General features: G+C 52.2%; 24 protein-coding genes. 13 read left to right on the top strand and 11 right to left on the bottom strand.

Features of this window, described 5'->3' with window-relative positions; translation table 11 throughout:
* The first annotated feature begins 24 nt into the window (after positions 1 to 24).
* Positions 25 to 297 (top strand): putative zinc-binding protein, encoded by a 273-nt coding sequence (locus AC5TBW_RS08640; RefSeq protein ID WP_495511659.1) that lies wholly within the window; start codon positions 25 to 27, stop codon positions 295 to 297.
* A gap of 1 nt (position 298) precedes the next feature.
* Positions 299 to 691, top strand: a complete 393-nt coding sequence (locus AC5TBW_RS08645; protein WP_495511660.1) for a radical SAM protein — start codon at positions 299 to 301, stop codon at positions 689 to 691.
* Positions 692 to 1,198: 507 nt separating this feature from the next.
* On the opposite strand, the gene rnk is transcribed toward AC5TBW_RS08645, so the two are convergent.
* The 10 genes from rnk to AC5TBW_RS08695 form a co-directional block, all read right to left on the bottom strand.
* Positions 1,199 to 1,612, bottom strand: a complete 414-nt coding sequence (gene rnk, locus AC5TBW_RS08650; RefSeq protein ID WP_495511661.1) for a nucleoside diphosphate kinase regulator — start codon at positions 1,610 to 1,612, stop codon at positions 1,199 to 1,201.
* A gap of 112 nt (positions 1,613 to 1,724) precedes the next feature.
* On the bottom strand, positions 1,725 to 3,077 hold the full coding sequence (gene gdhA, locus AC5TBW_RS08655) for an NADP-specific glutamate dehydrogenase (protein WP_495511662.1): 1,353 nt from the start codon (positions 3,075 to 3,077) through the stop codon (positions 1,725 to 1,727).
* Positions 3,078 to 3,553: 476 nt separating this feature from the next.
* Entirely contained in the window at positions 3,554 to 4,915 is a 1,362-nt protein-coding gene (locus AC5TBW_RS08660; protein ID WP_495511663.1) for a site-specific integrase, read from the bottom strand.
* Positions 4,916 to 5,247: 332 nt separating this feature from the next.
* Entirely contained in the window at positions 5,248 to 6,405 is a 1,158-nt protein-coding gene (locus tag AC5TBW_RS08665; protein WP_495511664.1) for an alpha-hydroxy acid oxidase, read from the bottom strand.
* The gene (locus AC5TBW_RS08670; protein WP_495511665.1) at positions 6,405 to 7,421 is read right to left on the bottom strand and encodes a 2-hydroxyacid dehydrogenase; all 1,017 of its coding nucleotides are present in this window, start codon (positions 7,419 to 7,421) and stop codon (positions 6,405 to 6,407) included. Before AC5TBW_RS08670 ends, AC5TBW_RS08665 begins: the two co-directional genes overlap by 1 nt.
* Positions 7,414 to 8,343, bottom strand: a complete 930-nt coding sequence (locus AC5TBW_RS08675; RefSeq protein WP_495511666.1) for a dihydrodipicolinate synthase family protein — start codon at positions 8,341 to 8,343, stop codon at positions 7,414 to 7,416. The genes AC5TBW_RS08670 and AC5TBW_RS08675 overlap by 8 nt, the downstream gene beginning before the upstream one ends.
* A gap of 23 nt (positions 8,344 to 8,366) precedes the next feature.
* Entirely contained in the window at positions 8,367 to 9,488 is a 1,122-nt protein-coding gene (locus AC5TBW_RS08680) for a mandelate racemase/muconate lactonizing enzyme family protein (RefSeq protein WP_495511667.1), read from the bottom strand.
* 26 nt (positions 9,489 to 9,514) lie between these two features.
* A complete protein-coding gene (locus AC5TBW_RS08685; protein ID WP_495511668.1) occupies positions 9,515 to 11,020 on the bottom strand; it encodes a tripartite tricarboxylate transporter permease in 1,506 nt (501 codons plus the stop codon).
* A gap of 101 nt (positions 11,021 to 11,121) precedes the next feature.
* Entirely contained in the window at positions 11,122 to 11,625 is a 504-nt protein-coding gene (locus tag AC5TBW_RS08690) for a tripartite tricarboxylate transporter TctB family protein (protein ID WP_495511669.1), read from the bottom strand.
* 48 nt (positions 11,626 to 11,673) lie between these two features.
* The gene (locus AC5TBW_RS08695; RefSeq protein WP_280106700.1) at positions 11,674 to 12,645 is read right to left on the bottom strand and encodes a tripartite tricarboxylate transporter substrate binding protein; all 972 of its coding nucleotides are present in this window, start codon (positions 12,643 to 12,645) and stop codon (positions 11,674 to 11,676) included.
* A 208-nt stretch (positions 12,646 to 12,853) separates the two neighbouring features.
* Between AC5TBW_RS08695 and AC5TBW_RS08700 the strand changes: the two genes are divergently transcribed.
* Both AC5TBW_RS08700 and AC5TBW_RS08705 read left to right on the top strand, forming a co-directional pair.
* The gene (locus AC5TBW_RS08700) at positions 12,854 to 14,641 is read left to right on the top strand and encodes an IlvD/Edd family dehydratase (protein ID WP_495511670.1); all 1,788 of its coding nucleotides are present in this window, start codon (positions 12,854 to 12,856) and stop codon (positions 14,639 to 14,641) included.
* Positions 14,642 to 14,703: 62 nt separating this feature from the next.
* Positions 14,704 to 15,405 (top strand): GntR family transcriptional regulator, encoded by a 702-nt coding sequence (locus AC5TBW_RS08705; RefSeq protein WP_495511671.1) that lies wholly within the window; start codon positions 14,704 to 14,706, stop codon positions 15,403 to 15,405.
* Between the two features lie 155 nt (positions 15,406 to 15,560).
* Here the strand turns inward: AC5TBW_RS08705 and AC5TBW_RS08710 are convergent, their stop codons facing one another.
* Positions 15,561 to 15,740, bottom strand: coding sequence for a hypothetical protein (locus AC5TBW_RS08710; RefSeq protein WP_495511672.1), 180 nt, complete (start codon positions 15,738 to 15,740; stop codon positions 15,561 to 15,563).
* 470 nt (positions 15,741 to 16,210) lie between these two features.
* Between AC5TBW_RS08710 and AC5TBW_RS08715 the strand changes: the two genes are divergently transcribed.
* From AC5TBW_RS08715 to AC5TBW_RS08755, 9 genes are all read left to right on the top strand, one after another.
* Positions 16,211 to 17,149, top strand: coding sequence for a sugar ABC transporter substrate-binding protein (locus AC5TBW_RS08715; protein WP_495511673.1), 939 nt, complete (start codon positions 16,211 to 16,213; stop codon positions 17,147 to 17,149).
* A gap of 169 nt (positions 17,150 to 17,318) precedes the next feature.
* Positions 17,319 to 18,329, top strand: a complete 1,011-nt coding sequence (locus AC5TBW_RS08720; protein WP_495511674.1) for an ABC transporter permease — start codon at positions 17,319 to 17,321, stop codon at positions 18,327 to 18,329.
* Between the two features lie 15 nt (positions 18,330 to 18,344).
* Positions 18,345 to 19,304: an ABC transporter permease gene (locus AC5TBW_RS08725; RefSeq protein WP_495511675.1), complete on the top strand. Its 960-nt coding sequence runs from the start codon at positions 18,345 to 18,347 to the stop codon at positions 19,302 to 19,304.
* On the top strand, positions 19,301 to 20,842 hold the full coding sequence (locus AC5TBW_RS08730; protein ID WP_495511676.1) for a sugar ABC transporter ATP-binding protein: 1,542 nt from the start codon (positions 19,301 to 19,303) through the stop codon (positions 20,840 to 20,842). The genes AC5TBW_RS08725 and AC5TBW_RS08730 overlap by 4 nt, the downstream gene beginning before the upstream one ends.
* A 72-nt stretch (positions 20,843 to 20,914) precedes the next feature.
* The gene (locus tag AC5TBW_RS08735) at positions 20,915 to 21,994 is read left to right on the top strand and encodes a maleylacetate reductase (protein ID WP_495511677.1); all 1,080 of its coding nucleotides are present in this window, start codon (positions 20,915 to 20,917) and stop codon (positions 21,992 to 21,994) included.
* Complete coding sequence (locus AC5TBW_RS08740) at positions 21,991 to 23,376, top strand: amidohydrolase family protein (RefSeq protein WP_495511678.1); 1,386 nt, start codon at positions 21,991 to 21,993, stop codon at positions 23,374 to 23,376. Before AC5TBW_RS08735 ends, AC5TBW_RS08740 begins: the two co-directional genes overlap by 4 nt.
* Complete coding sequence (locus AC5TBW_RS08745; protein ID WP_495511679.1) at positions 23,373 to 24,320, top strand: NAD(P)-dependent oxidoreductase; 948 nt, start codon at positions 23,373 to 23,375, stop codon at positions 24,318 to 24,320. The genes AC5TBW_RS08740 and AC5TBW_RS08745 overlap by 4 nt, the downstream gene beginning before the upstream one ends.
* Positions 24,313 to 25,176: an intradiol ring-cleavage dioxygenase gene (locus AC5TBW_RS08750; RefSeq protein WP_495511680.1), complete on the top strand. Its 864-nt coding sequence runs from the start codon at positions 24,313 to 24,315 to the stop codon at positions 25,174 to 25,176. The genes AC5TBW_RS08745 and AC5TBW_RS08750 overlap by 8 nt, the downstream gene beginning before the upstream one ends.
* A 59-nt stretch (positions 25,177 to 25,235) precedes the next feature.
* A complete protein-coding gene (locus AC5TBW_RS08755; protein WP_495511681.1) occupies positions 25,236 to 25,826 on the top strand; it encodes a malonic semialdehyde reductase in 591 nt (196 codons plus the stop codon).
* Positions 25,827 to 25,872 lie beyond the last annotated feature (46 nt).

Raw genomic sequence — 25,872 nt, forward strand, 5'->3', positions numbered from 1 at the left:
TCGTTTGCTTTTATAGGAGAGGGTATGTCTTCACATCATAAACCGCACACACTGATTTATGCCTTCTCCGGTTGTTCTGATGTGGCGCAACTGGCCAATAGTGTTGCTCTGCGTCTTGACCATGCAGGGGAGGCAGAAATGTCCTGCATTGCCGGTGTTGGCGGTGGCGTGCCAGGCTTGGTAAGCATCGCCCGCGCCGGGCGGCCTATCATAGCCATTGATGGGTTTCAGATGCATTGCGCCAGCCACTGTCTCTCCAAAGCAGGTGTTACGCCCACCGAGCATGTAAAACTTTAGAATGAGTATGCTAGTCGATGAGTTTGGCCGTACGGTGCGTTACTTGCGCATATCTGTGAATGATCGTTGTGATTCTCGCTGTGTTTATTGCATGGCTGAGGAGATGAACTTCCTGCCTCGCGCCCAACTGCTTACTCTTGAAGAGATAGCCACGCTGTCGCAGGCGTTCGTCGAGCTAGGCGTGGAGAAAATTCGTCTAACTGGCGGAGAGCTATTGGTACGCCAGGGCGGATTAACGCTAGTAAAAAAACTCGGAATTGGAAGGCCTGCGCGAGCTGGCCATGACCACCATCGGCTCAGGGTTAGTCAAACATGCGAAGCCTTACGTTTAGGCAGACTTGATCGCCTCAATATCAGCCTCGACTCGCTCAAGCCCGAGCGCTTTAAAATTTAACGCGCACGGGGGAGCTTTCGCAAGTGATCGCGGGTATCCGCTCAGCCCGCAAGGCTGGCTTTAAGTCGATCAAACTCAATGCCGTATTGCTTAAAGGGCGTAATGATGACGAGATCCTTGATCTGGTGAATTTTGCCAGGGACGATCGGAGGCGGGTATCAGCTTTATCGAAGAGATGCTAACGCAAGGTAATCCGGTTCGAGTGATGTTAGATAACGCTAACACCTGTAATGTTGATGTCATCGTATTGGGAAGCCGAGGGTGAAGCGACTTCGCAGGCGTCGTTATTGGCAGTGTTTCGCACAAAGTGAGTCATACCGCGAAGTGCGAAGTGATTGCGGTGAGTTAGTAGTTTTTTTTTAAAGAAAAATTTATTAATAATTTATGGTTAATAGGTACAGACACTAAGCTTAAGTGATTGTTAACCAGCTCTAGTTTCTGAAACAAGTCAAGTAGTCTTTTTATTCATCGGGAGCTAGCAGTACAGTATCACTTCAGTAGCGCTAACTATCTATGAAACTGCTTTTCGCGCTCGGGCTGCCAATAAATAGCGTCGATACGCAGACGTATTTCGGTATTATTAGGTAGCGGCCATTCGATGATGTCGCCCACTTTGAGGCCTATCAGTGCCGCACCAATGGGCGCCATGACCGAAATGCCATCTGGTACGCTTTCCAGAGAGTGTGGGTAGACCAGGGTTCGAATCATTTTAAGCCCGCGGGTGAGGTCGGTGAAGCGAACCTGGCTATTCATGCTCACCACGTCATCCGGAATATCTTGTGGGTCGCAGACTTCTCCTCGTGATAACTCTTCCTCAAGGAGTTGAGCCACGGCCATGTCTTTATCTGATGCATTGTCGATCAAGCGCTGGAGGCGTTCGGCATCAAGACGATTAATAATAATAGCAGGACGTTGTCCCATGATTACTCTCCTTAGAAAGCAATAAGTTTAAACCAATAAAAAACAGCCCTTCCTCAATAAAGGAAGGACTGCTTACTCTTTTCAGTATAAGCGATTTACAAAGTAAATACGATCAGGTGACCCCTTGTTCAATCATGGCATCAGCTACTTTTCTGAAGCCGGCAATGTTGGCGCCTAGTACCAAATTGGTTTTATCACCAAACTCTTCGGCGGTGTCGGCGCACTGGCGGTGAATATTAGCCATAATCTGTTTTAATTTCTGGTCAACTTTTTCCATCGGCCACTGCTCCATGCTGCTATTTTGTGCCATTTCTAACTGGCTGGTCGCAACGCCACCTGCATTGGCGGCCTTGCCAGGCCCATAGGCAATTTTGGCGTTTAGAAAGAGATCAACGGCCTCTTTGGTAGAGGGCATGTTGGCCCCTTCACTAATACACGTGATGCCATTAGCGAGTAGAATTTCCGCATCGCTCTCGGTCAGCTCATTCTGCGTCGCGCAGGGGAAGGCTGCATCAGCTTGAATACGCCATACGGCGTGCCCACCCTGGGGGTAGTCACGTGCAGAAATGTAGTGCGCGTCTGGGTGCTCTTGTAAGTAGGTTTCTAACGAGGTGCGCTGCACTTCTTTGAGCTGTTTGAGTAAGCCTAAATCAATCCCATTTTTATCGTGAATGGTGCCACGTGAATCGCTGCAGGTGATCGGTTTAGCGCCCAGTTCGTATAGCTTCTCAATGGTGTAGATCGCTACATTGCCAGCGCCGGAAACGAGACAGGTCTTATCGCGCAACTCTTCTCCGCGGGCAGCCAGCATGTTTTGTGCAAAGTACACCGCACCGTAGCCGGTGGCCTCTTTACGGCCAAGCGAGCCTCCCCAATTAAGTCCTTTACCTGTTAGCACGCCTTCATAGTGGCCAGTGAGGCGTTTGTACTGGCCAAAGAGATAGCCAATTTCACGCGTACCGACGCCGATATCGCCTGCAGGTACATCGCAGTGGGGGCCAATATGACGGTATAGCTCGCTCATGAACGCCTGACAAAAGCGCATAATTTCTTTATCTGATTTTCCCTTGGGGTCAAAATCGGCACCCCCTTTCCCACCGCCGATTGGCAAACCGGTTAACGAATTTTTGAAAATTTGCTCAAAGCCGAGAAATTTTACGGTGCCCGAGGTAACGCTGGGATGGAATCGTAAGCCTCCCTTGTAAGGGCCAAGGGCAGAGTTGAACTGTACGCGATAGCCTTTGTTTACCCGTACTCTCCCGGCATCATCTACCCAACTTATCCGGAACATAATTTGCCGTTCGGGCTCGACTATCCGCTCAATAATGCTGTGTTGGTGATAGTAATCACTCTGCTCGATTAGCGGACGTAAACATTCGAGCACTTCTTCGGTGGCTTGATAAAATTCTGACTGTGCAGGGCTGCTTTTGTTAAGTCGTGTCAGCGTATCGTGAACGTAGGGCATTGGAGGATATCGTCATAGTTATTCAACAGAGTATTGGCTGGCCAGGGCGTTAGAATATTTAACTGGCAGCATGCTTCTGTGCATAGCCTATGTCTGTTCGGTATGGGGGAGTATGATAGAAAATTAAGACTAAAGCATTACGTCAGCCGCCTGTTTTCCTGAATTCTGAGAAAAGTTGTTAACGATTAATAAACGGCATCTAGTAATTTATTAGCTTGAGCGACGTCATCCCCATCTTCAGTAGCATCCGGGTTTAGAGTCAGAAATAACTTTATCGTGTTTTACCGCCATTGACTCGGCATAGGCTGACGGTGTCCGCCCTCCAAGTCTCTTCTTCGGTCTTTCTTCGTTGTACTTCCATCGTCATGAATAGCCCAAGGTATCTGGACAAGTTGAAGCCTTATACTGAGGCTCGAAGTGTCCGGATACCTAAGCAATTCAAAGAGATACTAAGTAAATGATTGTATTCATATTATTCAGTTAATACACCTTGGCTTCATCTGAGCTATTTCCAAAGTATCATCAGCATCCTGCTGACGTGGGCCTTGTTTAACGAATACCTCCACAGCATCGCGGGCATGATCAGGTCGCAAGTGAGCATAGTACTGGATGGTTGTTTGAATATCGGAATGAGCCATTAGCTTAGAAACTGTCAGCAAATCGATACCAGCCATTACTAACTGGCTCGCGAAGTTATGCCGCAAACTGTATAGCAGCAAGTCGTCGGCTAGTCCGGCGAGTTTGCGTACATTTGTCCACGGCTTTTGCATGGCGGTTTTGTCCATTCGCTTCCCATTGCGATGCGAGGGGAATACCAAGCCTGTTTTTGGTTCGCCTATCTGCTTGTGCCAGATAGCCAATATGTTTAGGGCGGCTGAAGATAAAGGGAAAGACATTGGCTCAGGGTGATGATGCGCCGTTTTTTCTATCACCTTTCGGATCGTGCCAAAGGTGAGATTGACGTGCTCCCAGCGTAGGCCAGTTATATCGCCGGGCCTAAAGCCGGTATAATACATTGTCAAAATCCATGGCTTAACGTGATCAACATACACTAAGCCATCCAGGTCGGGGAGGTATGATTTCCCATGGGCTCGACTGCGGCGACGCTGCTCTCGCTTCATTTCTTGATAGGCTTCTAAGCCAGTAAATAGTGCTTCAGCTTCATCATTTTCTAGGTAGCGACGCTGTGACGCTTGCTCAGCCATATCGTCGTCATTCATCGCTGGCTTCTGTAGTTTTATGCCCGTAAGTGGGTTGGCGGGTATAACCTTGCGCTCGGTAGCGTGCATCAACATGGCGTGCATTGCGTCGAAAGAACGCTTGAGACTGTTAAAGGCCAGTGGTTTTTCTTTAGTTTCTTGACGAGCTTGCCAGCGTTCAACCTCCGCACGAGTGAGGCTGCTCATGGGTTTATCTAACCATTCAGAAAAATCCTTTTGGATTCGGCGCAAAGTTCCTTTGCCATCCTTCTTGCGATTCTGGTAAGCAGTGTAGGGGCCATCTAGGTATGCTCGCAGCGTTTGTTCTTGCTGGCGCTGTTCCTCTGCTTTGGCTTCTTCTAGCAACTCACGCGGGTCGCCACCTAGGGCCACGGCAGCTAGCGCATTATTAGCATTTTCGCGCGCCTGAGCCGCTGTCAATATGCCATAGCGTCCAATTGTAAGAATGCGCTGTTTACCGGTCTTAGTGCGATAAAACAAGCGGAAGGTTAAACCACGTTTGCTCGGCCTTACATGGTAACCAGCCAAATCAGTATCGAAGACATTTGCGCTCGGCGGCTTCTGGGTTAGCTCCTTAAGCACTTGTTCGGTTAACTTCATTTTTTCCGAGGTTGCCATGCTTAGCCTCTTATTTTCTAGGTAGCAAATAGGTAGCAGAAGCAGAATATAATGGGGTACGGTGGGAAACAACGAGAAAACTATGATTCATGATTAATTTCTATATTTTTCAATATGTTAATGTTTATTCTTGTTTCTACTTGTATAGGGTGGTTTCTACTTAAATTTGGTGTAGATGGAATGGGGTTGCAAAGGTCGCAGGTTCGAATCCTGTCGCTCCGACCAAGAACATATAAAACGGTCACTTAGCAAATTGCTATAGTGGCCGTTTTTGTTTTGAAAAATTCGCGGTGATATTCGTCGCTTGAAGATTTTTTGTTGGACAGACGATATCAATGTGTCCGTAACACGTCGGTGGTCAATTCCTCCACGCCTGTTACACCAAGCAGCGCCATATTGCGTTCTACTTCGCTACCCAGCAGCATAACTGCCTTCTTTACACCGGCTTCGCCACCAATACTGGCTGCATAGTTGAAGGGGCGACCAAGAAACACGAAATTTGCCCCCAACGCCAGTGCTTTGAGAACCTGGCTGCCGCGTCGAAAGCTACCGTCAATCATCACAGGCACTGCTCCAGCGACCGCCTCCAGAACTTCTGGCAGCATGGTCAGCGGGGGTACGGTGGCATCAAGCTGTCGGCCGCCATGGTTGGAGACGATTAAACCATCGGCACCCGCGCTGACAGCACGCCGTGCATCGTCCGGGTGCAGAATACCTTTTACCACTAGATTTCCTTTCCACCGTGCCCGAACCTGATCAAGCGTCGACCAATCAAGATGCCGACGGCCCGAAAAATCACGGTTGACGTTCTTTGCCAGTACCGGCACGCCACGTGTCGCCGCATTATTTTCGAAGTGCGGAACACCGTGGTGCCACAATGTCCTAAAGAAAGTCCCAAATAGCCACCGTGGTCGCAATAAACCATCCCAGGCTAATCGTAGGTTGGGACGTAGCGGAGAGGAGAAGCCTGCGCGACGATGATTTTCGGGATTCGGCGGCACGGCGTAGTCCACAGTGATCACCAAGTTGGTAAATCCGGCCTGCTCGATGCGTGTCAGCAGGACGTCGATCTCCTCCGGAGTTCCGGGAAGGTAAGCCTGAAACCAATCCGAGCCTTTTGCTCCCGAAAGATTTTCCATTGGTATCAGCGATGTACCACTGACAATCATGGGGATGCCGCTGTCTGATGCTGCTTGCGCAAGCACCTGGTCACCCCGATAGGCAGTTAGGGCGCTAATGCCCATGGGTGCTATACCGAAAGGGTAGGCATAGCGGCGTCCAAAGAGTTCGGTTTCAGTCGATACGCCAGAGACATTCACCAACGCCCGAGGGAGAAATGCATAGTTATCGAAGGCTTCATGGCTAGATCGGGCAGTGACTCCGTCTTCAGCGACGCTCGCCACGTACCCAAATAACGGTCGCGGTAAATGTCGGCGAGCGGCTCGCTCGAAATCATCAAGGCTTAAAATATGGTCTAGACGTCGGCGCATCATGCCTCCTTGGCGTCAGCAGCAACCCGAAGCCATCTGCTTTCGTTGACAGGACTGAGTGGGCCGCTACCGGTTAGTGCTCCCAGTAGGTTATCGACTGCCAACTGAGCCATGGCCTCACGGGTTTCATGGGTCGCTGAACCGATGTGCGGTGTCGTTACCACATTCTTCATGGCAACCAGGGGCGAATTGGCTGGAAGAGGTTCTTCGGTGAAGACGTCAAGCCCCGCTGCGCGGATTCCGCCAATGCGGAGTGCCTCAATCAGCGCTGGTTCATCGACCACCTTGCCTCTCGCTATATTGATTAGGGCCGCCGTGGGTTTCATGCGTGCTAGGGCATGGGCGTCTATTAAGTGATGCGTATCGTTGTTGTAGGGCACGCTAATGCAGACGATATCCGCTTCGGCTAACAGGTCATTTAGCTCTCGTCTTTGTGCCCCTAGCTGCTGTTCAAGCGCAGGCTTGGGTGAAGCGGCTGTGTAGAGGATGGGCATGCCGAAACCCAATGCCCCACGTCGGGCAATCGCTGCACCAATGCGACCTGCTCCAATAATACCCAGGGTTTTGCTATGTACATCCACTCCGAAGTACTCAGCACCAATATGTGCCTGCCAGCCACCATCGCGGACAAGGTTGGCTAGTTCGACCAGCCGACGTTGGGTCGCCATGATTAACGCAAATGCCGTATCGGCGGTGGTTTCCGTCAGCACATCGGGCGTATTGCAGAGAAGAATGCCGCGCCGGTTAAGTGCCTCAAGAGGCAAGTGGTCATAGCCCACTGAAATGGTGGAGACCACTTGAAGCTCAGGCGCTTCGGTTAGCATTGCCTCGTTGAGTTCCAGCTTACCGCCAATCACTCCATGGGCCTTGGAAAGCGCTGCCATAAAATCAGCGCGGTTTGACTCGTTCACATCCTCGAAGTAGTCGACATCGGCAATCTCGGAAAGCGCCCCACGCTGGCCCTCACTGAGCCGCCGTGCGGCAACGATACGCCATTTTTTCGTTTGCTTAGCCATGACTCGCCTCGCCTACGCCTTCCATCTGAAATCCTGTCGCTTTAAGCGCAGACACGAGTTCAGACGCACGCTGCTCTTCCAGTTCCACTAAAGGCGGGCGCACGCTCCGCCAAACGTCTTTTCCTGAGAAGTAAGCTGTTGCCGCCTTCATGGCAGGGATCAGGGGGTACTTTTCAAACAGGTCGCGTATAACATTGAGGCGCTTTTGATTGTCGTCGGCATCGTCCGCTTGCCAATGCCGGGCCAACTCAACGATAGCCGCCGGATTGACGTTGGCAGTGGCGCTGATGCAGCCAGCACCGCCCGCTCGCAGGGTATCCAGCAAGAACCGCTCGCTGCCCGCATATACGGCAAAATCCTGCCCGGCAAAGCGCTCAGTTAACGCTTGGGTGTGGGCCCAGTCACCGCCGCTGTCCTTGATACCGGCAATAATGCCAGGGAAGGCGTCGCGCAAACGCTCGATCAGCTCAAGCGAGAGCGGCACTTGAGTCACAGGGGGGATATGGTAGAGGTAGATCCGCAAACGGGAATTTGCGACGCGGTTGATCACCTCACTGTAGTAGCGAAACAAGCCTTCGTCGCTAACGCCCTTATAGTAGAAGGGCGGTAGCATCAGTACACCGGCACAGCCAGCTTCGACCGCCTTGCGTGTCAGCGCCACGCAGTCATCAATTGTACAGCTCCCTGTGCCGGGCATCATTCTGGCGGGATCGATACCGCCATCCACTAGCGCAGTTAACAGTGTCTGCTTTTCAGTCACTGTCATCGAATTTGCCTCGGAATTGGTGCCGAAAACGGCCAGCCCGACACCACTCGAAGCCAACCACTGGCAGTGGGCCACAAAACATTGGGTATCCGGCGCCAAGTCGGCGCCAAAGGGTGTAATGACAGGTGACCAGACGTCGCCGTTTGATTGCGGCATAATTTTTTCTCCTAATTATTCAATTAGTGCCAAGGCTCGATGGCGTAGCGCTCAAGCGTAGCCTTATCAAAGCTGAAGCCAAGCCCAGGCTTGGTGGGCAGTAGCAGTTGCCCGTTGGCAAACTCCAGCTGTGTATCCACAAGGCGCCTAAAATTAAGCACTTGATCATCGGCAAAGAACTCGACCATTTTTACGTTAGGCGCCGATGCCACCAAGTGGATATGCAAGTCGTGGAACCAGTGCGGATAAATATCCACTCCATAGCTGGCAGCCGTTGCGGCTATACGCCGAAACTCGGTGATACCCCCACAAACCGCCGCATCAGTCTGCAAAATCATGGCTGCTTCTTTGTCCAGCAGCTCCTTGAAACGCCAACGACCTGCTTCAATTTCGCCGGTGGCAACCGGAACTGGGGTGCGCTCCGCTAAGCGGCGATGGTTGTCGATGTCATCAGGGCTAAAGGGCTCCTCGATCCAGAACGGATTATAAGGTTCTGCCATGCGCATAAAGGCTAATGCCGACGGCAGGTCCCGCCAGGCGTTGTTGGCATCCATCATTACTTGTACATCTGGGCCCACCGCCTCGCGAACCGCCGCCAAGCGAGTTTCCTCTCCTGCTAGGTCTTCTCGTCCCACTTTCATCTTTACCGAGGTGAAACCTTTTGACACGTAGCCTGCCATCTCTTCGCCAAGCATCGCGGGCGTTTTGCCGTCCAGATAGTAGCCCCCACTGGCATAAGCCGGCACGCTGTGGGTATCGCTGGCGCCCAAATATTTATAGAGAGGAAGTTTCGCCGCCCGGGCGTTACGGTCCCACAGCGCGGTATCCAAAATACTGATGGCACGCATCACTGAACCGCTGCGACCATGCAGCAGCGATTCCTGGTACATTGCCTGCCACAGTGCTTCAGTCGCATGAGCGTCAGCCCCCAATAGCACTGGCGACAGCAATTCCCTTACTGCATTGGCCACTAGCGAGCCAGCATTGTTGCCGCCATAGCAAAATCCAATGCCTATATGGCCATCATCTCCCACCACTTCGACGAGCACGTAATCGCGCTTGAGTACCTGACGATTAGAAAAGCTAGTGGGGTTATCCAGCGGTACATTGACCGTTCGAGCACGCACTTCGGTTATCGTTGTCATGATGAAGCCTCGAATTAAGAGTGGGGTTATTCTGTCTGAGTACGTGGGCGCATTGCAGCTCGCACCCAGCGGAAGAAGGGTGTCGCTTGGAGTACTGAGAGGGCGGCAATGCATAGAAGCACGACAGCGATAGGGCTGGTCAAAAAGATGCTCAAGTTGCCTTGCCCGATTAGCATCGATTGCTGGTAACTGGTCTCCATGACTGGGCCGAGAATCAAACCGATTACCATCGGTGCTGGTGACACACCTGCTTTATTCATCCAATAGCCAAACAGACCGAAGCCCAGCATCAGCCCAACCTCAAACAAGCTGTTGTTGATAGCAAAGGCGCCAATCACGCACAGCGTAATGATCGAGCAAGCCACAAAGCTGTCTGGTACACGTGTCACACTTACGCAGAGTCGAGTAAACAGCAGACCCACTAGCAGTAGTCCAATGTTGGCAAAAATCACCGCCCAGATAAGGGTATAAGTGACATCTCCATAGTCTGTGAGCAGGTTAGGCCCTGGTAGAATACCCTGGACCATTAGCGCACCGAGCAGTATGGCGGTAGAGGAACTGCCAGGAATGCCTAAGGCAATAGTGGGTATCAAAGCACCGCCCACTACCGCATTGTTGGCCGCTTCAGGTGCCGCCACCCCAGCGATGTCCCCTTTGCCAAAGCGACTCTTATCTTTGGCAAAGCGTTTGGCTTCGTTGTAAGCGAACCAACTGGCAGTATCACCGCCGGTACCCGGAATTAGGCCGGTGATGATGCCGATGCCACTGGAACGGAGGATATTGGGTAACAAGCGGCGAATCTCAGCGAGAGGTGGAATCAATCTGTCTGTGATCTTACTTGCCACCTTCTGTGCACCATGGGCATTCTCGATCAATATCAACGCCTGCGGGATCGAGAACAGACCGATAAGCGCTACGGTAAACTCGATACCCGAGAATAAGTTAATGACATCGAAAGTCATCCGTGGCGTGCCGGTGATCAGATCCATGCCTACCGTGCTCAACAGTAGACCCAAGGTGCCCGAGAGCAGACCACTGATTACCGAACCTTGTGATAAAGAGCCAATGATGGTGATGCCCAATACGGCGATCGCAAACAGCTCGATAGGGCCGAACTTGAGCACCAATACGCCAAGCAAAGGTGCTGCAGTGAGCAATGCGATGCCGCTCAGCAGGCCACCGATAAAAGAAGCGAAGAGCGACACACCTAAGGCTCTCCCGGCCTGGCCCTGTTGCGATAGCGGGAATCCATCGAGTACTGTCGCCGCAGCCGAGGGGGTGCCGGGCGTCTTCAATAAAATGGCGGCGATTGAGCCACCGTAGGAGGCACCCACATAGAGCGAGGCCAGCATGCTGAGACCTGAAGCTGGATCCATACCAAAGGTGAGGGGTAATAGCAGCGCCAGCGCCATTGTCGCTGAGAGCCCCGGCATGGCACCCACGAACAGCCCCAGGAGGGTACCGCCCAGGATCAGGGCAATGTTGGTGAACGACATGACGTTGGTCAGGCCCACCAGAACAAGATTATCCATATGACTAGACTCCAGAAGCCTGCGTCAGGCACCCATCCCCAGCACGTTGTCGTTACTTGCTAAGCAATACGAACCGGGGAAAAGAAGTGCTCTAATTGTAGTTATGAGGAAAACTGGGGCGGCAATAGGGGGACAGGTAGGCCCAGAAAGCCGATGAAAACCGCACATACCACCGTGATCAGCAGCACAATGCCTATGGCGGCGAAGCGCCATGAAACATGCCCTATCATCGCCAATGCTACGACCATGAAGCCAACAGTGGCGATCAAGTACCCCAATATCGAAATGCTATAAAGGTAGGCCGCGGCCAGCAGGAAGGTCAGCATGGCCTTCCATGGCTTACGGCGCCTAGCTTGACCGTTCACGGTTGCCTCCTCCGAAAGGGGATTATGAGTAGAGGTTGCTGCTCCATCAGCCGACATATGGCGATGCCGCCGGATACTAAATACCTCCTGACCCACCATCGCCGCTCCTAATAAGGCCACAACAACCGAATAGATAAGGGGCATGTTCGCCGCCTTAGCGGGATAGCCCATCGCAGTAATATAAAAGGTCGCTGCAATGCCAATGGCAAAAAAACCCAAGACCAGACGACTTATGTTCATTTCATACCCCTTTGTCGATTCGCCATTTCCCTCTGCCGGTTAAGCGACTTACTGGTTGACCTCATCTTTGACATCAGCCCAGATCTCTTCGAATTGGCCTTCCATGTCCTGCATCATTTGGCCGTAGTCGTCACCGGTCTGGATGTCGAGATTCATGGCACGTTCCTGAGCCGTCTGCTGGAACTCCTCGTTATCTTTTAGGGCTTCAAAGGCAGCAATAAGCTCATCGCGTGCTTCATCTGGTATGCCTGCTGGGGCGCTGTAACCGCGTGAAGAGCCAGCCACGACGTTAATATCTTTCTCAATCATGGTGGGTACATCAGGCAGGATATCCAGACGCTCGTTGGTGAATACGGCTAGTGGGCGCAGGCTGCCCGACTGAATATGACCATAGACATTACCAAGGTTATTGAAACTGGCGTCGACCTTGCTTCCCAAGGCTGCTGTCGCGGAGGGTCCATCGCCCTGGAAAGGGACTTTTTGAAAGGACAGCCCCGTTGCCTTCTCTATCATAATGGTTGAGAAAAAGTCATCTCCGCCGACGCCTGAATTTGCCACCGTAATCTGACCAGGGCGTTCCTCTGCAGCAGCGAGAAAATCTTCCACTGTTTGATAGGGACTGTCTTCCGGCACAACGATGATGCCCGGATCAGTGACTACGTTGGCGATCGGCGTTAGTTCATCTATCGAGTAGTGGATGGCGTCATTCATTATGTAGTTGGTCATCAACATGGGTGTATTGGTAATGCTGATGACGCTGCCATCATTCGGTGATTGTTGGGTTAGCCGGGTCCAGGCAATCGCACCTGTAGCACCAGGAATGTATTCATTAATAAATTCCACACCCAGGGATTCTCGCAAAAATGGTTGGGTCAACTGAGCCAAGGTATCGCTGCCTCCACCTGCCTTGAACCCTTGAAGCACCTTGATTTCATCGGCTGCTGAATACTCCGCCTGAGCGGCTCCTGAAAGCATCAGTGCGGATAGTAGGGACGCTGTGTAAATGCTACGTATTTGCATTGTCATTTCCTCAAGTGCTGTTTGTCATTGTGATGCACATGGTTGCGCAAGGCGTGCTTGCACTATCCAACGTAGTTGCATATCAATAATATTGTCAATAATATTATTAATAATCTTGCCAGCTAGATTTATACCGCCTAGCCTGATGATCAAGAACAGTATTTACGGACCCCTCCGAGAAACCGCGAACAAAATAGAGGAAACCGCAATGAGCCAGAACTTTAAAAACAATAGCAACGGCAATGAGCGTCATGAATCGACATCTGAAGGCCCTACCTTGGGCATGTCCAATCGACTAACCAACTATGGTGATGCAGAATTTTCGCTCTTTCTGCGCAAGGCCTTCATCAAGGGCATGGGTTATACGGATGATGCGCTCTCGCGTCCGGTCATTGGTATCGCCAATACCTACAGCGGCTACAATGCTTGTCATGGCAACGTTCCAGGGCTGGTCGAGAGCGTAAAACGAGGGGTGATGCTCGCTGGCGGGCTACCGGTGGACTTCCCTACCATTACCCTCCATGAATCTTTCGCTAACCCCACCAGCATGTACCTGCGTAACCTTATGGCATTGGATACGGAGGAGATGATTCGTGCCCAGCCGATGGATGCCGTGGTGCTGATCGGCGGTTGTGATAAGACCGTACCAGCACAGCTGATGGCCGCCGCTAGCGCCGGTGTTCCGACAGTCCAAGTCGTCACCGGACCCATGCTCGCTGGCTCACATCGCGGTACGCGCGTTGGTGCCTGCACCGATTGCCGACGTTACTGGGCTTCCTACCGCGGTAAGGACATCGACGAAGCGGAAATTAATGAAGTTAACGACAAACTGGTTCCCACCGTGGGCACTTGCTCAGTAATGGGCACCGCAAGCACCATGGCCTGCTTAGCTGAGACTCTGGGTATCATGTTACCCAACAGTGCCACCGCTCCGGCCGTCTATGCCGATCGGCAACGCATCGCCGAACAGTCAGGCGCGCAGGCGGTTGCACTTGCACACGCAGGCGTTACGCCTGATCAAATTCTTACTCCTGAAGCTTTTGAGAATGCCCTGCGCGTACTTCTATCCTTAGGCGGCTCCACCAATGCATTGATTCATCTAACCGCTATCGCAGGGCGGTTGGGCATCGATATTGATCTTGAGGCATTTGACCGAATGAGCCAGGAAACCCCCGTTCTGGTAGATCTCAAACCATCGGGAGAAGGATATATGGAGGATCTTCATCGGGCGGGCGGTTTGCCCACCTTGCTACGTGAGCTAAAACCGTTACTGCACCTGAATGCGATGACCATTAACGGCCATACCTTAGGTGAGAACATTGATGCTGCCGTTCATCTCATCGACCAGAAGGTTGTGCGACCCAAAAACAGCCCAGTCTATGCGCAGGGCGGCATAGCAGTGTTGCGCGGTAACTTGGCACCCTCCGGTGCCATTATTAAACAGTCAGCCGCCTCGGCCGAACTTATGACACACCGTGGACGCGCTGTGGTATTTACCGGTCTAGAGGACTTGGCTAACCGCATCGACGACCCCGATTTAGATGTCCAAGCTGATGACGTGCTAGTGCTACAGAACATTGGGCCTAAGGGAGCACCGGGTATGCCCGAAGCGGGCTACATCCCGATTCCCAAGAAGCTCGCCGCTCAAGGTATCAAAGATATGGTTCGCATATCCGATGGACGCATGAGTGGCACCGCGGCAGGCACTATCGTGCTTCACGTCTCTCCTGAATCCGCTGAGGGCGGCCCGCTAGGGTTGGTACGCGATGGCGATTTCATATCGCTGGATGTTGCTAATAATCAGTTGAACCTTGAAGTAGATAACAAAGAGCTCGATGCTCGACGCCAAGCCTTTAAGAGTGAGGAGGCTGGGGCACCACTGCTGGGCTATCGACGTCTGTTTATGGAACAAATCCTTCAAGCCGAGGAGGGCTGCGATTTTCGCGCTTGCCGTCCAGAACCTACGTGCCGGATACCGAGACAGCATGAAGCCTGAAAGCGAGTTTGTTACACTTATTATCCCTATGCACTGCATTGAATGCTGCTGAGAAAGCGATCATGAACCGAACCGCCCAGCCGCTCTCTACGAGCAGCACCGAGACTCCAACCTCTAGCTCCACATATGGTGTCGATGACATTGTGGCCGCTATAGAAGAGGACATCGTTCTCGGTCGCCTGCATCCACGTGAGCGGCTGGTCGAAGAGGCCATGATGGAGCGCTTCGACTGCAAGCGACACGTTGTTCGTCAGGCTCTCTTCCAGCTCGATACCATCGGGTTGACTGAGCGCATCAAAAATCGTGGTGCTTTCGTCCGGAGTTATCCCCCGGAAGAGGTCGAGGAAATCTACGCTATGCGTGAGATACTCGAACTAGCAGCCGTGAGTAGGCTACCACTGCCAGCTCCGCAGGAATGGTTAACAGAGCTTGAAGAGGTTCATCGACGCCACAGTGAAGCTGTGAATGCACACGACCTTAGACAGGTGTTCCATATGAACATCGCTTTTCACCGTACCTTATTCAAAGCCTGCGGGAATGACTATCTTTACGCTACTATTAACGAGTTTGCCCAGAAGGCTCATGGCATCCGCTTCATCGCGATTACAGATCGCGATGCTCTAGCGCAAGCCAGGAATGAACACCAACTGATGATTGACGCCATACGCGACGAAGATCGGGCACGCCTGACTGACCTATGTCGTCAGCATTTGCTTCCTTCCAAGAACCGCTACTTGGAACTTTATTCTGAAACTAAGGATTAAGTGACTTAGTTTGTAGCAAGTTGTATAAAATTTTGTTTCTTAGTTACGTGCATAAAGCCCTGCCGGTCGTCCGGCGGGGCTTTAATAATGTATTAATGGTTTAGATGCTGCGGATTTTTTAAATGCTAACCAACTATTTAACCAGTGCCTGGGGGTTAAGGTCGATCATCATGATTGTTGCCAGAACGCCGCTCATTTGTATTATGTGGCGTTTCCTGTGTTGCTTGTTTCGATGAATTTCGATCACGAAACTTGTCCCACGCGGACTTGGCTTTCTGTTGGTTTTCTGGCTTACGCAGCCAGTTAGCGGCTGCCATCATTATCCCTTTTTTCATGCGAACCTCCTGGTTTCATTTTGACAGGCGTATGTGCTGCTCTTCATGAGATGTATAGCCTAGCCATCACAAGATGGCTACTCCTTGTAACATTATTCGATGCGCTGAGCCCCTCATTTCATGCTCGGCCGTTTGCCGTATTAACCAAAATTAAAGCTTGCCCCTCCAATGGATAAACGCTGGCCGCATCAACGGTGCCTTGGAATCGCTTTTCAAAGCGAATAACGCGGTGCTGGATGTCAAAAAGAGCACGCTGAACAATTCATGCCCATATCATGCTCATAATCCGGTTGACCTCTCCTCTCTAGCATTAGCATGTTTAGGAAGGAACATATTAAAAAAACCAATTTGGTCATTTCTGTTATTCCCTCACATTGTGCCGAAATAAAGCCCAGCAGTAAGCTCGAAACCCAGGCTTGCATAGTCTGCAGGCTGAAGAACAATTATTAAAAAACGCTAGGAGAAACGTAATGTTCAAGAAAACCGCTATTGCCGCGTCGGTCATTATAATGTCGATCACGACGGCGCAGGCCGAAGACACTTATCGCATTGGTATTACCCAAAACAATGTCGGTGTTGATAGTTATCAAACGACTTATGAAAGTGCGTTTGAAGCTGCCGCTGAAAAGGCAGGCAACGTCGATATTGTGGTGTTAGATGCCGGTGGTGATGTCGCTCGTCAGATTGGCCAGATGCAGGATCTTATTCAGCAGCGTGTCGACGCCATCATAATCTGGCCAACCAACGGGCAGGCCGTTATTCCTGCTATACGCCAAGCACATAATGCCGGTATTCCGGTGATTGTCACTAACTCTAAAATTGCTGAAGCGGGACTTGAGTACATCGCCGCCTTCTCTGGCCCAGATAATGTCCAGCAAGGTAAGTCGTCTGCGGAAATGATGTGTGATGCCCTGGGAGGCGAGGGGCAGATCGTGCAGATTGCTGGCCAGCCGGGTTATACCACTGCTATGGAGCGTGCGTCCGGTTTCGAGGACCGTCTTGCCGAAGCATGTCCTGGTGTCGAGCTGCTTGAAACGCAGCCTGGCAACTGGAACCGTGAGCGTGCTCAGCGGGTGATGGAAGATTTTCTAACCAAATATGACCGTATTGATGGTGTCTATTCTGGCGATGACAACATGGGGGTTGGTGCACTGAATGCAGCAAAAGGTGCTGACCGAGCCGATGACATTGTCTTCATTGGTGCCACTAATTTCGCCGTTGGTTACGACGCGATCGAGCGTGGTGAATATTACGGTTCTATCTATCAGTCACCTGTCGATGATGCGGAAGCCGCACTACAAACGGCCCTGGATGTGTTAGCTGGCGAAGAAGTGCCAAAAATGAACTTCTTTGAGACACCCAAAATCACCGCTGACAATATCAGTGAGTTTGACCGTCCCGTTTTCTGAGATCACGCATGCTCCTGGAGCGATAGGCGCTTAGTTTGTTGACTCCAGGACAGCATGCGCCTGAAGGCAGGGTTCCTGCGCCGGAGTGCTCGGTCAGCGTCAATGGATGACACGCTTGTCCATTGCGCTAACCGGTGTTTTCCGAAGTGATTATATACAGGTGATTAGCATGGCTTCCGCAGAACAATCAAAATCCTGGCTGCCGACAGGAAAGCTTAGCAAGGCAGGCGTAATGAGTTTTCTATCGGCTCAGGGGATTCTCATTTTTTTCCTGCTCGGCATGTTCGTTTTTTCGTTCTTTTCTGAGCAGTTTCTCTCCCAGTCGAACATCATGACCGTGGTTCGCCAGGCATCAATTATTGGCATCATCGCAGTCGGTGTCACGGTGGTGATCATTGGCGGCAATCTGGATCTTTCGGTGGGGTCGATGCTGTCGTTCTCGACAGTTTTGGTGGTGGGTTTACACGACAAGATTGGCCCCACAAATGCGATTCTCATGATGTTTGCATTAACACTGATGATCGGTGCTGTGAATGGCATTTTGATCGGTTTTCTACGCCTTAATTCGCTCATTGTCACGTTGGCTATGTTGTCAGCGATTCAAGGGTTTGTGCTGATTTATAGCGGTGGTCAGAACGTTGACATTACCGACCAGGAGGGGACGTGGTTCGCCTTCTTTGGACGTGGCTATTTAGGGGGGATTGCAGTTCCTATCCTGCTGTTTGGTTTGCTGGCCATTCTGGTGCAAGTGGTGATGAGCTACACAGGATATGGGCGACGCATCTTTGCTGTAGGTGGTAATCCGATGGCCGCTGTTTACTCCGGTATTCGTAAGAACTGGTGCGTGTTCAGTACCTATCTGATTTCAGCGTTCTGTGTGGCATGTGCGGCACTTGTACTTGGCTCCCGGGTCATGGGTTCCCAAAACAATGTTGGCCAAGGTTATGAGCTGCTGGTACTGGCCGGCATCATTCTCGGTGGCACTAGCTTATTGGGTGGCGCAGGCAGTATCTGGAAAACCGTGGTCGGCGTGCTGATCTTGGGCTTTATTCAGAATGGCCTGTTGCTGATGGGCTACCCGTATTACATCCAGTGGATCGTGACCTGGGTAATCATCATTCTGGCCGTATGGTTGGATCTCGCTAACAAGCGTAAGAGCTTGTTCACGACTCACTCATAAACGGAGGAATGCGATATGACTTCAATTAAAGGGTTCTTCCGTGGCAGAACGAATATCCAGCCGATCTGGGTGTTTGTCATCGCTCTCTTTATTTTCTTCAGTTTTATGTCGGAGTACTTCCTGTCGTTCGGCAATATCACCAACATTTTGGTACAGACTTCCACCATCGGCTTGATCGCACTGGGCATGACGTTAGTAATGATCAACGGCAACATCGATTTATCCGTGGGGGCGATTCTAGGGCTCGCCGCTTCGCTTGCGGTAGGTTTGCAAGAAATCAGCATGACACTGGCGATTCTTGCAGCACTCGGATCGGGGATATTGCTGGGTGCGATTAATGGCCTGATTGTATGGAAGACCGGTGTAAATGCTTTCATCGTGACCCTAGGGGCCATGCTGGGCATAAGGGGGCTGATCTTTCTATACACCAGCGAGCAGTCGTTTTATGCAATGAATTTCGCCTTCTCTGATTTTGGTACCAGTACCATCGGACCTTTTCCGGTATTGGCAATTATCTTCCTGATCTGCACATTGATCATGCATCTAGTGCTAACGCGAACCGGTCATGGCCGTAACACCTTTGCAGTGGGCGGAAACCCAGAAGCCTCGATTGATGCAGGGATTCGGTTGGGCCGCCATATGATGATCAATTTCATTATTGTTGGCTTCTTTGCTGCACTGGCGGGCGTGATGCTTGCCAGTCAGATGGGCGCCGCGACACCGAATTTGGGGCGTGACTACGAACTCTGGGTGATTACTGCAGTTGTTTTAGGTGGCACCAAATTGACTGGAGGCTACGGCAGCATTATTGGCACTCTAGGTGGTGTACTTGCCATCGGTATCCTGCGTAATGGCATGAATTTAATGCAGGTACCTGCTTTCTATGTGCTAGTGATTCTAGGCGCGATCCTCATATCGGTATTGATTATCGACAAGAAACTCAATGCGCCTTCAACCAAGGAGGTGCGGATATGAATGCTCCCATCCAGTCACGTCGGCCGGTTGAAGCCGCGCCGATACTTAAGCTCAAAGGCATTACCAAGCGCTTCCCCGGTGTAGTGGCACTCAACAGCGTGGATTTCGACGTTCGTCCCGGCGAGGTACATGCCTTGCTTGGCGAAAACGGCGCGGGTAAATCGACCTTGATGAAAGTATTGGCCGGTAAGCACCAAGCGAATGAAGGCAAGATCATCCTCGGTGGCGAGGAGATGGCCTTCGAAAATCCTAAACATGCTAAGCGTGCAGGGGTAGTCCTGATCCATCAGGAGCAGTCGTTGGTGCCTGAAGTGACGGTGGCCGAAAACATCTTTCTGGGCAGCCTGCCAAGAAAGTCGTTCAACCGTGTGGACTGGCGCAAGCTGCGCGAGGATACCAATAAGATTCTTGAGACGCTCAAGTGCGGTTTTCAGCACGATGACTTGGTGGGGTCGCTGTCGATTGCTAAAAAACAGATGGTTGAGATTGGACGGGCGCTAGCGTTTACACCGCGAGTCGTAGTGTTTGATGAGCCTACAGCATCGCTCACCGATCACGAAAAACCAGTGCTCTACGGCGTGATTAATTCGCTGTGTGAGCAAGGCGTGGGGATTGTTTATATCTCCCATCGCATGGACGAGATTTTCCAGCTCTCTCATCGTATTTCCGTGCTGCGAGACGGTGAGTACACCGGCACCGTCAATACAGCAGACACCAATGAGGACGAGATTACCCGCATGATGATCGGTCGTAGTTTGGAACTCGATCATGCCAATAAACCCAGTGATTTCGGCGACAACCTGCTGGAAGTGCGCAACCTCTCAGTGAAGCGAGTCTTTGAGAATGTCAGCTTTAACGTTCGCAAGGGTGAGATTGTCGGCATGTATGGCCTAGTAGGCGCGGGCCGTTCTGAAGTGGCAGAAACGATCTTCGGATTGCGAACGCCTTCTGCTGGCGAGGTCGTGTTGGATGGAGAGGTAGTGAGTTTTCGTAACTCCCATGATGCAGTCGTCAATGGCGTTGCTTTAGTCCCAGAAGATCGCAAGGACCAAGGGCTGATTTTGGGGATGAATTGTCGTGACAACATGACGCTGGCAAGTCTTTCTAGTGTGTCGTCAATGGGGTTTATGACGAGTTCGAAAGAGCGCGAAGTTTACGACAAGTATCACCAGGCAATGAAAATAAAAACGCCCAGCTGGCGCCAAAAGGTAGGCAATTTAAGTGGTGGGAATCAGCAGAAGATCGTCATCGGCAAGTGGCTGCATACGCATCCTAAATTACTCATTCTGGATGAGCCTACCCGGGGCATTGATGTGGGGTCCAAATCGGAAATTCACACCTTGGTTAAAGATTTAGCCAAATCGGGCTACGCCGTGCTGGTGATTTCTTCCGAGATGCCGGAAGTACTGGGTTTGAGTAATCGCATTATCGCTATGTATGACGGCCGCGTTACCGCTGAGTTTGATGGTGACAACGTCAGCGAGGATGAGCTAGTGCAAGCGATTACCGGAATGGGTAAGCAGGCGCAGGCGAGTTAGTTCGCCGCGTAGCGACTGGTGCGCTCTGACAAGAGCGCATAAAGACCACTTCAAACGTAGAGGGAATGTTCCATGCAACCTTTTGTTTATGATGGCCTGCCATCCCGCGTGGTGTTTGGCCGTGGCACTCTCTTGCAACTAAGTGAAGAACTAGCGCATCTCGGCTGTTCGCGCGCTCTGGTGTTAGCAACACCCCAGCAGCACGAGCAGGCAAGCCGTGTACTAGAGCAGCTGGGTGAAAAGGGTGCTGGCATTTACGCTGACGCCGTCATGCATACGCCGGTGGAGGTGACCGAGCGCGCCTTGCAAGTGGTGAAAGAGCTTAACGTGGATTGCACGGTTTCCATTGGTGGTGGATCGACCATTGGATTGGGTAAAGCCATTGCATTGCGCACTGGCTTGCCTCAAATCGCTATTCCCACCACCTATGCCGGCTCCGAAATGACGCCGATCTTGGGGGAGACCCGCGATGGTATCAAGACCACTCAACGCACCCTGGATGTCTTGCCGGAAACAGTAATTTATGACGTTGATCTTACCTTAACGCTACCCGCAGTGATGTCGGGGACGAGTGGTATTAACGCGATTGCCCATGCGGTAGAAGCGCTTTATGCCCGGGACTGCAATCCGGTGATCACGCTGATGGCAGAGGAGGGCATCGCGGCGTTGGCGAGGAGTCTGCCCGTGATTGCCAGCGACACTACCAATACTGAAGCTCGCTCTGATGCACTGTATGGCGCTTGGCTGTGCGGTACTTGCCTTGGGTCGGTAGGCATGTCTTTGCATCACAAGCTTTGTCATACCTTAGGTGGCTCCTTCAACTTGCCCCATGCAGAAACGCACACCATTGTGCTACCTCATGCGCTGGCTTATAACGCGCCTGCTGTGCCTGAGGCGATGGCCCGCATTAGTCGTGCGCTAGGTTGTGAAGATGCGGCGGCGGGTCTTTACGACCTGGGACGGGCCGTCGGTGCGCCGAGTGCGCTCTCCGAATTAGGGTTTAGTGTGGAAGATGTTGAGCGGGCCACTGAAATTGCTACTCGCAACCCTTACTGGAATCCACGTGACGTCGAGGCCAAAGGGATCCACCGCTTGTTAAGTGATGCCCAGTCGGGGCATCGGCCGCAAACAGATAGTGGGGGTGTGCAATGAACACACTGTTTGTCAACGCCACTATCGTTACCATGGATCCTAAGTTAGGTAATCTAAGCGACGGCCAGGTACTGGTTGAGGATGATCGTATTGTCGCGGTGGGCCATGAACTGACAGATGACTCTAAGGCACAAAACGCCGAGGTCATTGACTGTGGCGGAGGCATCCTTATTCCTGGGCTGGTGAATGCCCATATGCATACCTGGCAGACCGGACTACGTGGCGTTGCCGCTAACTGGACGCTGCTTGAGTATTTCAGCCACGTGCATCGTGGATTGGCAGCACTATTCACGCCGAATGATATTTACATTGCAACCCGCATGGGTGCGATTAATCAGCTTAATTGCGGTACCACCACGCTGGGTGACTGGTGCCATAACAACCCCACCCCCGAACACACAGACGCTGCCGTTTGGGGATTAAAGGAATCTGGAATTCGGGCGCTGTTTATGCATGGCTCGCCCAAACCCGACCCCAAACCAGGTCAGCCGCACTTTAGTGAAATCCCACACCCGCGCCATGAAATCGAGCGGCTGCTGGGGGGCGAGCTGTCTGACCCTGAGGGCCTGATTACCCTGGGGATGGCTATTCTTGGGCCTCATTACTCAACCCTGGACGTCACCCTGCGAGACTTTGCCTTGGCCAAGGAGTTTGGCCTGGTTGCGTCGATGCATCAGGGCGGCGGCGAAGCCGTGGCACCCGGCGCCTGGGACGAGGTGGAAGCACGCGGTTTGCTGGGGCCAGACATCAACATTGTTCATGGCCAGAGCCTGGACGATGGCCAGATGTCTCGGTTCTGCGCCAGCGGCGTGACGTTTTCGGTGGCACCGGAAAATGAGATGACCCAAGGTCACGGTTTTCCGGTGACCGGACTGGTTCGGCAGCACGGCGGCGTGGTCTCGCTGGGGGTTGACCTTGAGTCCGTCCTGTCTGGTGACATGTTCAGCGTAGCCCGTGCCGCCCTGGGGATGCAGCGCGCCCTGGATAATGATGCCTCGCGCCGTGAGCAGGGCAAGATCCCCGACACCTCGACCATTACCACCCGTGAAGCGCTGGGCTGGATCACCCTGGATGGGGCAAAAGCCCTCGGGCTTGGCGACCGCATTGGCAGCCTAACCCCAGGCAAACAGGCTGACTTGGTGCTGTTGGATAGCAACCAGCTCAATATGCAGCCTGTGAACGACCCCGTTTCTACGGTCATTATGCAAACCAGCCTTGCCAACGTCGACAGCGTCATGGTGGCGGGGCAGTTCAAAAAACGCGGCGGCCGTCTGCTGATAGAGACCGAACAGGGAATTGCTGAGCTTGCCAAGTCTGGCCACCGAATTTACGCCGAATTGCTGGCGCGTGAAGCGCAATGGACACAGGAGGCAACCTCATGACAACTAATTCTACGACGCACCATTCGACCCCGAAAGTGGCTTGGGTCGGTTTGGGTAAGTTGGGCTTACCTATGGCCGCCAGGATTATTCAATCAGGGACTGCCGTTCAAGGGTTTGATCTTTCAGCTGAACGCCTCGCCCTCGCTGAAAAAATAGGGATTACGCCCCATCAACAGCTGGCCAGTGCAGTGGCTGACTGCGGCTTGGTGTTTGTTTCTATCCCTGATGACCGTGCGTTGATTAATCTTTGCCTAACGTCGGGTGAGCTGGTACGTCACATGATGCACGGCAGTATCTTGATCGAGACGAGCACGGTGAGTGTTGACGCCTCGGCCCGCGTCGCTGAAGCGGCAAAGACTCAGGGTATTAAATATCTGCGCAGCCCCGTCTCAGGCAATCCAGTGGCAGCAGAGGCTGGCACGCTATCAGCGATGGTGTCTGGTCCACGCGAAGCACTGGCAACGGCAAAACCCGTGTTTGATGCCTTTACCAAGGCGCAGTATTGGCTGGGCGATGAAGAGCAGGCCCGAGTGGCCAAACTGGCGATCAACCTGATGATTGCCGTGAGTGCCGGAATGATGAGTGAGGCGCTGACGCTGGCGCGTAAAGGCAACATAGAATGGAACGCTATGTTAGAGCTTATCTCTGACAGTGCGGTGGGTTCACCGATGGTGAAGTACAAGGTGCCACCGCTTTCTCAACGCGACTTTACGTCGACGTTCTCCGCCGCCCAGATGGCCAAAGATCTAGATCTCATTCTCGATTGTGCCCATGGCTCAGGGGTATCAACGCCACTGGCAGCGCAAATGCGAGAGGCCTATACCGCGCTCATCGCAACAGGTCACGGCGATGATGACTATATTGCCACCGTACATCATACCGAGCGCCTTTCAGGGTTAGGTGAACCTACGCCAGCTCAGCAGAGAGGGCAAACACATGCGTAACTTAACAACCGACAACATAACCGCAGCGGTGATTGACGAATTTTCCAGCTGCAATGATGAACGGCTTAAAACGCTGCTTAATGGCTTGGTAGAACACTTGCATGCCTATTTGCGCGAGGTGAAGCCTACTGAGAAGGAGTGGACTCAGGCAATTGAATTTCTCACCCGTGCGGGGCAAATGTGTGATGACGAACGCCAGGAGTTCATCCTGCTGTCTGACACCCTTGGGGTGACCATGCTAGTAGATGCCATTAACCACGCAAGCAGTGATCCCAAGATTACCGAAAGCACGGTGTTGGGCCCTTTTTATGTTGAAAACCCTCCCCAAGCAAACCAAGGCGACGCCATTAACTGGGGCGTGGAAGGTGAGCCGTTATTCATCGAGGGCAACGTGCATGATGCCCAGGGCAAGCCTTTGGCCAATGTCACCATTGATGTTTGGCAGTCCGACAGTGAAGGCTTTTATGACGTCCAGAAGCCTGAGCTTGAAAGTGCGTCACTGCGCGCTCGCTTTCACACTGACAGCCAGGGCCATTACGCTTTCTGGACGGTGACGCCCTCGCCTTATCCGATTCCAACTGACGGGCCCGTCGGCAAAATGCTCGAAATCACTGGGCGTCATCCTTATCGGCCTGCCCATGTGCATTTCATGTTGATGGCACCGGGGTACGAAACGCTGGTCACCCAAATCTTTGCTGAGAACGATCCCTACCTCGATTCTGATGCAGTATTTGGCGTGAAAGATTCACTGGTCAAGGAGTTTGTTCAGCAGCCAGCAGGGCTGGCACCTGATGGTCGGCAGATGGAAACGCCTTACCGCTACTTTCACTACGACTTCGGCTTAAAGACGGCCTGAATGTCACACCCTGAATGACTGGCTCGTACTGAGTTGGTGATCCCGAAAGAGGAAATGATATGAGTAAAATTGATCAAAACGCGATTGCGACGTTATTCACTGAAGCACGTACCCACAACGTCTGGCAGGACCGTGAGGTAAGCGAGGAAACCCTGCGTGAACTCTACGAGGTGATGCATTTTGGCCCGACCTCTATGAACTGCCAGCCAGCGCGCATTATCTTCCTCACCACAGATGAAGCAAAAGAGCGTCTGAAACCAGCATTGTTGCCGGGCAACCAGGAAAAAACCATGAAGGCGCCTGTTGTTGCTGTACTCGGTTTCGACACCGAGTTCTATGAACACTTACCGCGTATGTTTGCCCATAACAAAGATGCTAAATCGCTGTTCGAGGGCAAGCCGGACTTTATTAACTCCACAGCGTTCCGCAATAGCTCCATTCAGGGCGGTTATCTCATTTTAGCGGCGCGCGCACTTGGCCTGGATGCTGGCCCGATGTCTGGCTTCAACAATGCGGCCGTGGATGAAGAGTTCTTCCCGGATGGCAAGGTGAAGAGCAATTTTCTGTGTAATTTAGGCTATGGCGATGCTAGCGCATTATTCCCTCGTGGCGATCGCTTCTCCTTCGATGAAGTGTGCAAAGTCCTATAAAAAAGTCCTATGAAAAGCGCATAACTAACGCTTGCATGCTGACCCA

Source organism: Vreelandella sp. ssv (assembly GCF_059448525.1).

Coding starts and splice junctions, on each gene's coding strand:
- AC5TBW_RS08640 (WP_495511659.1), top strand. CDS start 25: ATGTCTTCACATCATAAACCGCACACACTGATTTATGCCTTCTCCGGT.
- AC5TBW_RS08645 (WP_495511660.1), top strand. CDS start 299: ATGAGTATGCTAGTCGATGAGTTTGGCCGTACGGTGCGTTACTTGCGC.
- rnk (WP_495511661.1), bottom strand. CDS start 1,612: ATGGGACAACGTCCTGCTATTATTATTAATCGTCTTGATGCCGAACGC.
- gdhA (WP_495511662.1), bottom strand. CDS start 3,077: ATGCCCTACGTTCACGATACGCTGACACGACTTAACAAAAGCAGCCCT.
- AC5TBW_RS08660 (WP_495511663.1), bottom strand. CDS start 4,915: ATGGCAACCTCGGAAAAAATGAAGTTAACCGAACAAGTGCTTAAGGAG.
- AC5TBW_RS08665 (WP_495511664.1), bottom strand. CDS start 6,405: ATGCGCCGACGTCTAGACCATATTTTAAGCCTTGATGATTTCGAGCGA.
- AC5TBW_RS08670 (WP_495511665.1), bottom strand. CDS start 7,421: ATGGCTAAGCAAACGAAAAAATGGCGTATCGTTGCCGCACGGCGGCTC.
- AC5TBW_RS08675 (WP_495511666.1), bottom strand. CDS start 8,343: ATGCCGCAATCAAACGGCGACGTCTGGTCACCTGTCATTACACCCTTT.
- AC5TBW_RS08680 (WP_495511667.1), bottom strand. CDS start 9,488: ATGACAACGATAACCGAAGTGCGTGCTCGAACGGTCAATGTACCGCTG.
- AC5TBW_RS08685 (WP_495511668.1), bottom strand. CDS start 11,020: ATGGATAATCTTGTTCTGGTGGGCCTGACCAACGTCATGTCGTTCACC.
- AC5TBW_RS08690 (WP_495511669.1), bottom strand. CDS start 11,625: ATGAACATAAGTCGTCTGGTCTTGGGTTTTTTTGCCATTGGCATTGCA.
- AC5TBW_RS08695 (WP_280106700.1), bottom strand. CDS start 12,645: ATGCAAATACGTAGCATTTACACAGCGTCCCTACTATCCGCACTGATG.
- AC5TBW_RS08700 (WP_495511670.1), top strand. CDS start 12,854: ATGAGCCAGAACTTTAAAAACAATAGCAACGGCAATGAGCGTCATGAA.
- AC5TBW_RS08705 (WP_495511671.1), top strand. CDS start 14,704: ATGAACCGAACCGCCCAGCCGCTCTCTACGAGCAGCACCGAGACTCCA.
- AC5TBW_RS08710 (WP_495511672.1), bottom strand. CDS start 15,740: ATGAAAAAAGGGATAATGATGGCAGCCGCTAACTGGCTGCGTAAGCCA.
- AC5TBW_RS08715 (WP_495511673.1), top strand. CDS start 16,211: ATGTTCAAGAAAACCGCTATTGCCGCGTCGGTCATTATAATGTCGATC.
- AC5TBW_RS08720 (WP_495511674.1), top strand. CDS start 17,319: ATGGCTTCCGCAGAACAATCAAAATCCTGGCTGCCGACAGGAAAGCTT.
- AC5TBW_RS08725 (WP_495511675.1), top strand. CDS start 18,345: ATGACTTCAATTAAAGGGTTCTTCCGTGGCAGAACGAATATCCAGCCG.
- AC5TBW_RS08730 (WP_495511676.1), top strand. CDS start 19,301: ATGAATGCTCCCATCCAGTCACGTCGGCCGGTTGAAGCCGCGCCGATA.
- AC5TBW_RS08735 (WP_495511677.1), top strand. CDS start 20,915: ATGCAACCTTTTGTTTATGATGGCCTGCCATCCCGCGTGGTGTTTGGC.
- AC5TBW_RS08740 (WP_495511678.1), top strand. CDS start 21,991: ATGAACACACTGTTTGTCAACGCCACTATCGTTACCATGGATCCTAAG.
- AC5TBW_RS08745 (WP_495511679.1), top strand. CDS start 23,373: ATGACAACTAATTCTACGACGCACCATTCGACCCCGAAAGTGGCTTGG.
- AC5TBW_RS08750 (WP_495511680.1), top strand. CDS start 24,313: ATGCGTAACTTAACAACCGACAACATAACCGCAGCGGTGATTGACGAA.
- AC5TBW_RS08755 (WP_495511681.1), top strand. CDS start 25,236: ATGAGTAAAATTGATCAAAACGCGATTGCGACGTTATTCACTGAAGCA.